This window comes from Sulfuricurvum sp. (assembly GCF_022759005.1).
GTDB lineage: Bacteria > Campylobacterota > Campylobacteria > Campylobacterales > Sulfurimonadaceae > Sulfuricurvum.
This window is the reverse complement of sequence record NZ_JAEMQA010000044.1, coordinates 1-8,140: the sequence shown is the minus strand read 5'-3', so window position 1 is coordinate 8,140 and position 8,140 is coordinate 1. Positions and strand designations below refer to the sequence as shown.

Genomic DNA, 8,140 nt, shown 5'->3' with positions numbered 1-8,140 from the left:
AATGTACACCATCAAACGGCAAAAAAGGGGTTAACGAATCGGAACCAGAACTTTGCGCTGACAATCGCAATCGCTAAAATAGACCCATCGCTCCTGATAGATCGGCTGCGGTTCATAAATGGCGGGAGAACTTTGAACATACGTAACGCTCTCTCTGCGCGGTTCGGAGAGTGCATATCCAAGAACTCCGCCGATCACGAGCGGAACGACCCAATTGGCACCGTTATGATGAGAAAGACGTTCATGATATTCGTACCTTCCGCCTCGGTCATAATATCCTGCCTGAGCACTTGATGCCAACAAAACGGCAGCACCCATCAGCGCTACCCACGGTTGAATTTTTTTCATAGGAGACTCCTATTGTTTAGATAGCGCTATCATGACCGAAGGATGTGAAGTGATTGTGAAGTCAAAACTTTCGCTAAAATAACACCATTATTCGGAGGAAACCCATATGCGCCCACTCACCGTTCTTGCCGCTTCGGCTTTGGTATTTACCCATCTTTTGGCAAATCCCCAATGCTATGTCGATGCCTATCCGACATTAGTCGCTTCCGCCGACAAAGAGGAGATCGTACTTAAAAACGGACTCAAACTGCCCTATAAAACCTCCATGCCAAAAGTATCATGGGATGAGAAAATCAACCATGCCGATTTGGAGATGCAACTCTCCCAATCCTACGATGCAGGAGGGTTCGATACTCCGCCGCCGTACCTCTTTGATCCGGGACGTCTGCGCTATCAGCCGTTTTTCCAAGCCCTGTATGGCAAGGACAAGCAATCGATCGAAAAAAATCTTGTTTCCATCAGCTGGCCCACACTCAAAGGCTCCACAAAACTTCCTGTCACAAAAGTAGGAGGAGTCGATAAAACACTCTACGCGATCGGTCAGGAGATTGCCAAGTTGCCCAAATCGGATCGTATCTGGGCAGAAGGAGCTACGACATACTGCTACCGCGTTATCAAAGACACCGACCGCCTCTCCATGCACAGCTTCGGGATTGCAATCGATCTCGCCCCGATGAAAACCCAATATTGGAAAGATGAAGCCCCCTCTGAGACGGCACATATCGGCTATCGCAACACAATGCCCCTCTCTATCGTGCGAATATTTGAAAAACACGGCTGGATTTGGGGAGGGCGCTGGTACCACTACGATACGATGCATTTCGAGTATCGTCCTGAGCTTCTCACCCCATCATGCATCGCAAAAGATCACGAATGAAGCGTCGCTTAACCTAAAAACTCGATCACTTTTTCAACGGGACGACCGATAACGGCTCGATTCCCCTCAATCACGATCGGACGCTCGATCAGCTTTGGATATTCTGCAAGCGCATCGATGAGTTTCGCTTCATCGCTTACCTGTGCCAATCCTAACTCTTTATACAGATTCTCTTTGGTTCGCATCAACGCCCGTGCCGAAATTCCCAGTTTTTGGAGAACGCTAACGATCTCATCGCGCGATGGGGGAGTATCGAGATATTTGAATACCTCCGATTTCACCCCTTTTTGCTCAAGGATACTCAGAGCTTCCCGTGATTTGGAACATTTTGGATTATGCCAGATGGTGATCATAGTGCCTCTTTTTTTGGTGAAATTATACCCCATAAGATTTATCAAATAAAGCTTAAACTATCTCATTGATTGCTTAACACAAAATTCCTGAGTATCCGCGAAAAGTTCAAAGATATTCACGAGTCGTAAAGGCTTGCTATGGTATAATCGCCTTTATTATTTAGCCCCTTTCAAAGGTATTTATTATGGGTCAGACTATAACCGAAAAAATATTCTCCGAACATGTCGGACATCCTGTATACGCGGGTGAAATTGTCCGTTCACCAATCGATATGGTTATCGGAAATGATATTACTACCCCAATCTCGATCAAAGCATTCGAAGATTCCGGAGCAACCGCTCTGGCAAATCCGGACGGCTTTTCCATCGTCCTCGATCACTTCATCCCTGCCAAAGATATAGCTTCAGCTAACCAAGCGCGCGTAAGCCGTGATTTCGCAAAAAAACATGCCATGAAAAACTTCTTTGACGAAAAAGATATGGGGATCGAACATGCATTGCTCCCTGAAAAAGGGCTTGTCGTGCCGGGTGATGTCATCATCGGTGCCGATTCGCATACCTGTACTCACGGAGCACTCGGCGCATTCTCTACAGGGATGGGATCGACCGATTTGGCATTTGCAATGGTTACAGGAGGCAACTGGTTCAAAGTGCCAGAATCAATCAAAGTCGTCCTCACTGGAAAACCCGGTAAATATACAACCGGAAAAGATGTCATCCTCGAAGTAATTCGCATGATCGGCGTTGATGGTGCACTCTACCGCACCCTCGAATTTGTCGGGGATTCCATCCAGTATTTCAGTATGGATGATCGTTTCTCCATGTGTAACATGGCGATCGAAGCGGGTGCCAAAAGCGGTATTGTCGCGTACGATGAAATCACCGCTGAGTTCCTCGCTGACAAGCCTCTGGCGCGTGAACCGAAGATCCACTACTCCGATGAGGATGCGACCTATGTTCAGGTACTCGAAATTGATGTAGGTAAACTTGAACCGGTTATAGCCTATCCATTCTTGCCATCCAACGGACACAGCCTCAGCCAAGCGGTCAGCGACAATATCAAAGTCGATCAGGCATTTATCGGTAGCTGCACAAACGGACGGTTGAGTGATTTGAAAATCGCCGCAGAGATCCTCAAAGGCAAACGGGTTCATCCGGATGTCCGTCTGATCGTCACGCCGGGGACACAACGTATCCTTCGCGAAGCGACCAAAGCAGGTTATATCGATATCATCGTTGATGCGGGCGGTGTTGTCTCCAACCCAACATGCGGTGCATGTTTAGGCGGTTATATGGGGATCTTAGGGGATAACGAAGTCGCCATCGCTACCACCAATCGTAACTTCGTCGGACGAATGGGAGCGCGGAGTTCCAAAGTCTACCTCGCCAACTCCGCCGTTGCGGCGGCATCTGCCATCACGGGTGTCATTACCGATCCTTCAACCATTTTATAATCCCCACTTGGGGATTTTCCACATTCGCACACATTTCAAATACACTTTATCGGTTATAATAACTCAAATTTTCTCGGAGGATACCTCATGCGTTCCCTAACCCTTGCCGCTCTATTTGTTTTGGCTTCCAATGCCCATGCCTTTGATTTTGGATCGGTTGTTCAAACTCTCACCCCTGCGGCTCAAAGTGCTTCACCTGCTCTGGATCAGTCTTTGACCTCTAATCCGCTCATCAAAAATCTCACAACCTCGTTGGGAGTTACCCCAACCCAAGCGCTCGGAGGGACGGCGGCGATTATTAATAATGCCAAAAACAACATGAAACCTGCCGATTTTAGTGCATTGACCAAACAAGTACCGCAAACAGGAGCCCTTTTGGGCGCCGCACCTGCCGGTTTGCTGGCGATGGGCAATTTACCCTCCCAGTTCTCTTTTTTAGGGATGGATGCCTCTATGATTACCAAATTTACCCCTATGGTACTGGAATATCTCCAAAGCGGAGCAACCCCTGCGATGGATAAAATCCTCTCTACGGCAATGAGCAAATAATGTTTTCACTCCCCTGTGTCCTCTTTGCCGGGGGAAAAAGTTCTCGAATGGGACAAGACAAATCGCTTCTCTCTTTCGGAGGGTTCTCCTCACTTGCCGAATTCCAATACGATCGCCTCACCAAACTCTTCAAGCATGTCGCTATCTCTACCAAAACTGCCGATAAATTTTCGTTTCAAGCACATTTTATCCTCGATCCGATAGAGGTTGATTATGCACCCACTGCAGGTTTTGTCAGTATGTTTCATGCGTTGGAGAATGATCGTGTTATGGTACTGAGTGTCGATACACCGTTTGTCGGGGAGAGAGAGTTTAGAGTATTGATCGAAGCAGACCATGAGGGTATGGATGCGGTGATCGCTCGTACCCCGACAGGTTTGCACCCTCTTTGCGGTATCTATCACCGATCACTGCTGGGTGAATTTGAACGGATGCTCCGCGAGGGAGATCACCGTTTGGGCAAACTGCTGAGTTCACGCCAAATACGATACGTCGATTTTTCCGACGAAGAAGCGTTTGCCAATCTCAACCATCCACACGAGTATCAAGAGGCTCTTTCTCGCTTTTGCGCACCAAATAAATAAAGACGGCAAAAACCAGCAGCAAAAATGCCAATGCTGCAATGAGTGTCGACGCATACGGCAAATCTTTGTAATTGTGGATCGAGATTTTAAAGACCACCAACAACGCCTCAATCAGCAATGCGATGATAATCGATACCGAAAAATTGAGGAGCGTTTTGGCATTAAACGTCTCGCTCACATGCTGTGTTTTCGGCAATACCTCTTGCTCAAAAATTGTTTTACCCAAATCATAAACCGCCAATCCCAACGTCAGTGCGATGATCGGTTTGAAAACCGCATCGATATTCAGCGGCTCCGCTGCCAGCAAATACCCCGCAAAGGTATAAAACCCGTATAAAACAACAAATACGCCGAAAAAGAGCAGCCCCCCGCCGATAACAGAATAGGATGAGCGGTTCATCCGCTTGAAGATATCATTTTTCTCAATCAGATCAAACCGTTCCAACAAGCTGCGAACCCGAAAGTCCAAAAACAGATATCCGCACGGTACCGCATAAATCACGGTAATGCACAGATGTCCGGTTGCCGTCGAGATATAGGGCTCACTGACGTGATACCCTTTTTCAAGCGCGCTCTCATCGACCAAATAGGCACGATCCGCTCCGATATGGTGGGTCTCTTCGTGATCCGAATAAATGTTCGGAGAGTTTTGAACAAATCCCTCATCGCATTGATAGATCAATTCCAAGCTCGGAAATGTTTTATACAGTCGCTCCGCAAGTTGCACGTTAAAGGTTTTTAAACTGACTCTTCCCAAAGAAGTGATTATAAACTTTTCAATTAACGGGGCATTTGCGGCGTAGCTTCGTACTAAATTTTGCATTGTGTCCCCTTTTTTATTATTTTTGTATCGGTATAAATCAGGATTGCTCTTGAATCGCAGGAGCAATCCTATGCTTTGAAGGAGGTATGAGACTTTAGGAATTACATGTCATCGTTAAACATTACCAAAAACTCATGCTAAAACTATAACCGAAATCTAAACCATAGGATGTTCATTTTTTAATCAATACTCGATTAACAACTCTAAGCTATAATAATACAAAGAATAATGAAAGAGCCCATTATGAATCTAACCCATCTTGATGAGCGTGACCGTCCGAAAATGGTCGATGTCTCGGACAAAAACACTACCGCCCGGGTTGCAGTCGCCAGCGGACTTATAACGATGAGCCGCTCCGCATTCGATGCCGTCATCAACCAAACGGCAAAAAAAGGTCCCGTGCTTCAGACTGCCGTCGTTGCTGCAATCATGGGAACCAAAAAGACCTCCGACCTCATCCCGATGTGTCATCCGCTTAATCTCAGCGGTGTCCACTGTGACATTGAAGAGCTTCCGGAATTGCCAGGATTTCGCCTCACCGTTACCGCAAAACTCAGCGGACAAACGGGCGTTGAAATGGAGGCATTGACAGGAACGAGCATCGGCTTACTGACGATCTACGATATGCTCAAAGCAATCGATAAATCGATGGTGATCGGTCCGATCCAACTCGAAACCAAATCAGGAGGCAAAAGTGGTGATTATCAACGAAACAACTCAAAAGCTTGAGCTTGAATACCCGTGCAATTGGTGCTACAAAGTCGTCGCTTATGAACGAGCCGGTATCGAAATCGCGGCGATGGAGATTATCGGGGAACGAGCCTATTCGCTCAATCCTTCCAATGTCAGCAAGGGTGGAAAATACATCAGTATGAATCTCGAACTGCTCGTCCACAACGAAGATGAACGAACCTATTTTTACGAAACGCTCAAAGCGCATCCACACATCAAAATGGTGTTATAAGGAGTCAATATGAATTTAGAAACATTCAAACGGGACATGAAAACCCGATATCGCACACTAAGCGCAAACGACATCGAGGAGAAAGTTTCCGATATGATAAGCGCCTTAGAGACAGAATGGGCTACCTCTGCCCATGCCCTTTCTCTTCAGGAACTTCGTATTTTTACCGGTGCGATGATCGAAGAAGAGGGGCATGCTCTCTATGGTGAACTCGAAGATTTGATGGTGCAAAAAGAGCGTATTGAACGTCAGATTGCCCGCAAAAGTGAAGAGTTGCAGCATCTCAAATATACCCTCTACAACATCCTTGAAAAACACCTCTCCGGAAACGACGAAACGCTGCAAAAACTTCATAACGTAAAACTGCAATCGATCGATCTGCTCGAAATTCTCGAAGAGATTACCGAGAGTGCAATTATTACGACCCTCGAAAAAGGCTCTGATACCGAAGAGACGCTTCAAGAGATCATCAAAGAGATTACGTTCACCTCATTGAACGCCAATGTTCTCAATGCGACCCGTATCCGACGAATACTTGCCAGTATTCTCCAAAATGCCCTCAATATCGCCGAAGCAACACCGAATCAGGCAGAGACCATTCTACGGGCAACCTTGCACGGTATTCACAATGCTCTTCTTCGTTCCATCGAAAAATTTCACCAGTATCTCCTCTATGTTCCCGAAGAGGTCAAAGCTCTCTACCGTGACGAATACAAAACCATCGAAGTGGAACTCGATAACGTCGATACCCTCTATGCCCAAATCATTCACGGTCTCCACGCCCATAACGATCCGATTCTGATCCGAAAACTCGAAGCACTCAATCATGAGCTCTCTTCGGGTTCAGATGAACTCAAACACCTCTCAAAAGAGACCGTTGAACTCCTCCGTGCACGCCTTGCAAAAATCAAAAAAGGGGTCAGTGAACGGGGTAATAAATTGCTCAAATCGAAATCGGCTCAAGAGGCCAAAGCGATCGGCGTACGCGCATGGAGTGTCGCCAAATCGACGATGCAAGGGGCGATTAAGGGAGCCAAAGAGGCAATGGACAAGAAATAGTATTTGACCTTGGCACTTCTTAGAGTGCCAGCCCAACAAAGTTAATCTCATTTTCTAACGTCAATGCGGTATCGCTGTTTTGTTGCAAAAGCAGTTTCAAAAAGATATCGGTTATACGATATTCTCCCCGATCTTGCTTTTTTATATATCCCATCTCTTCAAGTGATTTATAGGTTTTATAGAGCGTTGGGCTGTCAACATTTTTGATCTTAACACCATTCGCCAATCCCCAAATAATCGCATGATGATGTTTTTTAGACTTGATCTTTTCGATTACCTCTTCAATATACGATTTAGCCTCATAAACAGATATGCGAAGCGCATTAATACAATCTTCTGCCGTGATTGCTTTTGAGGTGCTATCGAGCGTTTTATAGTAGAGCGTTTGCAATGCTTTTATGGAATAGTAGGGATGACCTTCTAAATAACCGATGAGAATATCGAGTGAATCATCAAACTGTATACCATGTTGGGTAAAAAACTTTTTAGTATAGGCGCTAAGTTCATCTACATCAAGTCCGCCCAAATCAATTATTCGTGCAAAATGGAAAAAAGCCGATGTTTTACTGGAGAAGATTTTATTCATGATGTTCTCAATACTACCTAGAAAAATATAGGTAACGCTCTGATGGTGTTGAATTACGGAGCGCATCTGATCGAGAATTTTAGAATTGGCAATCCCTAAAATATCTTGGAACTCATCCATGGCAAATTTTATATTGATCCCCTGTTCTCCCCCTATCTTTTCAACCAAATCGAGCGCGTATAAAAAAAACTCAACTTCATCGATCTGATTTTTCTCATTTTTTTCCAATGTCTCTATCGTCACCTCAAGGATGCTGATATCGATTTTAACCGATGCCCGAAGCTGTTTTAACACTGTAGTAATAGACTCTTTGGTCTTTTGGATAATTCCACTGTATCCCGCGAGTGCATACGCCTCATCAATAATCTGTTCCGAGAGGGCTTGCAATGTAGTTGCTCTTTTGATATCGACGTAGATTGTTTTGTACTTGTGGAGAGAAAAGAGTTGAACAACCAGTGACGTTTTACCAAACCGTCTGGGTGCTTTAATCATAATATGTTGATTATTATCGATATAGTTCTTAAAGGCTTTCAAATGTTCGAT

11 protein-coding genes are annotated in these 8,140 nt (G+C 45.5%); 7 read left to right on the top strand and 4 right to left on the bottom strand.

Annotated elements, in window-relative coordinates:
* Positions 1–30 precede the first annotated feature (30 nt).
* Positions 31–348 (bottom strand): hypothetical protein, encoded by a 318-nt coding sequence (locus tag JHC35_RS02740; protein ID WP_295041845.1) that lies wholly within the window; start codon positions 346–348, stop codon positions 31–33.
* A gap of 106 nt (positions 349–454) precedes the next feature.
* On the opposite strand from JHC35_RS02740, the gene JHC35_RS02735 reads away from it, so the two are divergent.
* Positions 455–1,225: a M15 family metallopeptidase gene (locus tag JHC35_RS02735; RefSeq protein WP_295041844.1), complete on the top strand. Its 771-nt coding sequence runs from the start codon at positions 455–457 to the stop codon at positions 1,223–1,225.
* Between the two features lie 8 nt (positions 1,226–1,233).
* Here the strand turns inward: JHC35_RS02735 and arsC are convergent, their stop codons facing one another.
* Entirely contained in the window at positions 1,234–1,578 is a 345-nt protein-coding gene (gene arsC, locus JHC35_RS02730; protein WP_295041843.1) for an arsenate reductase (glutaredoxin), read from the bottom strand.
* A 185-nt stretch (positions 1,579–1,763) separates the two neighbouring features.
* Here arsC and JHC35_RS02725 point away from each other — a divergent pair, with 185 nt between their 5' ends.
* From JHC35_RS02725 to mobA, 3 genes are all read left to right on the top strand, one after another.
* Positions 1,764–3,032: a 3-isopropylmalate dehydratase large subunit gene (locus JHC35_RS02725; RefSeq protein WP_295041842.1), complete on the top strand. Its 1,269-nt coding sequence runs from the start codon at positions 1,764–1,766 to the stop codon at positions 3,030–3,032.
* Between the two features lie 87 nt (positions 3,033–3,119).
* Positions 3,120–3,581: a DUF2780 domain-containing protein gene (locus tag JHC35_RS02720; protein WP_295041841.1), complete on the top strand. Its 462-nt coding sequence runs from the start codon at positions 3,120–3,122 to the stop codon at positions 3,579–3,581.
* Positions 3,581–4,165, top strand: a complete 585-nt coding sequence (mobA, locus tag JHC35_RS02715; protein WP_295041840.1) for a molybdenum cofactor guanylyltransferase MobA — start codon at positions 3,581–3,583, stop codon at positions 4,163–4,165. The genes JHC35_RS02720 and mobA overlap by 1 nt, the downstream gene beginning before the upstream one ends.
* On the opposite strand, the gene JHC35_RS02710 is transcribed toward mobA, so the two are convergent.
* Positions 4,107–4,988 (bottom strand): hypothetical protein, encoded by an 882-nt coding sequence (locus JHC35_RS02710; RefSeq protein ID WP_295041839.1) that lies wholly within the window; start codon positions 4,986–4,988, stop codon positions 4,107–4,109. The two genes, mobA and JHC35_RS02710, sit on opposite strands and share 59 nt — an antisense overlap.
* A gap of 243 nt (positions 4,989–5,231) precedes the next feature.
* On the opposite strand from JHC35_RS02710, the gene moaC reads away from it, so the two are divergent.
* From moaC to JHC35_RS02695, 3 genes are read left to right on the top strand one after another with little or no spacing between them, the layout of a single operon-like run.
* Complete coding sequence (moaC, locus tag JHC35_RS02705) at positions 5,232–5,717, top strand: cyclic pyranopterin monophosphate synthase MoaC (protein WP_295041846.1); 486 nt, start codon at positions 5,232–5,234, stop codon at positions 5,715–5,717.
* A complete protein-coding gene (locus JHC35_RS02700; RefSeq protein ID WP_295041838.1) occupies positions 5,683–5,952 on the top strand; it encodes a DUF493 domain-containing protein in 270 nt (89 codons plus the stop codon). The genes moaC and JHC35_RS02700 overlap by 35 nt, the downstream gene beginning before the upstream one ends.
* Positions 5,953–5,961: 9 nt before the next feature.
* The gene (locus tag JHC35_RS02695; protein WP_295041837.1) at positions 5,962–7,011 is read left to right on the top strand and encodes a DUF6781 family protein; all 1,050 of its coding nucleotides are present in this window, start codon (positions 5,962–5,964) and stop codon (positions 7,009–7,011) included.
* 19 nt (positions 7,012–7,030) lie between these two features.
* Here JHC35_RS02695 and JHC35_RS02690 read toward each other — a convergent pair.
* Positions 7,031–8,140, bottom strand: a 1,110-nt coding sequence (locus tag JHC35_RS02690) for a hypothetical protein (RefSeq protein WP_295041836.1), incomplete at its 5' end; no start/stop codon positions are given.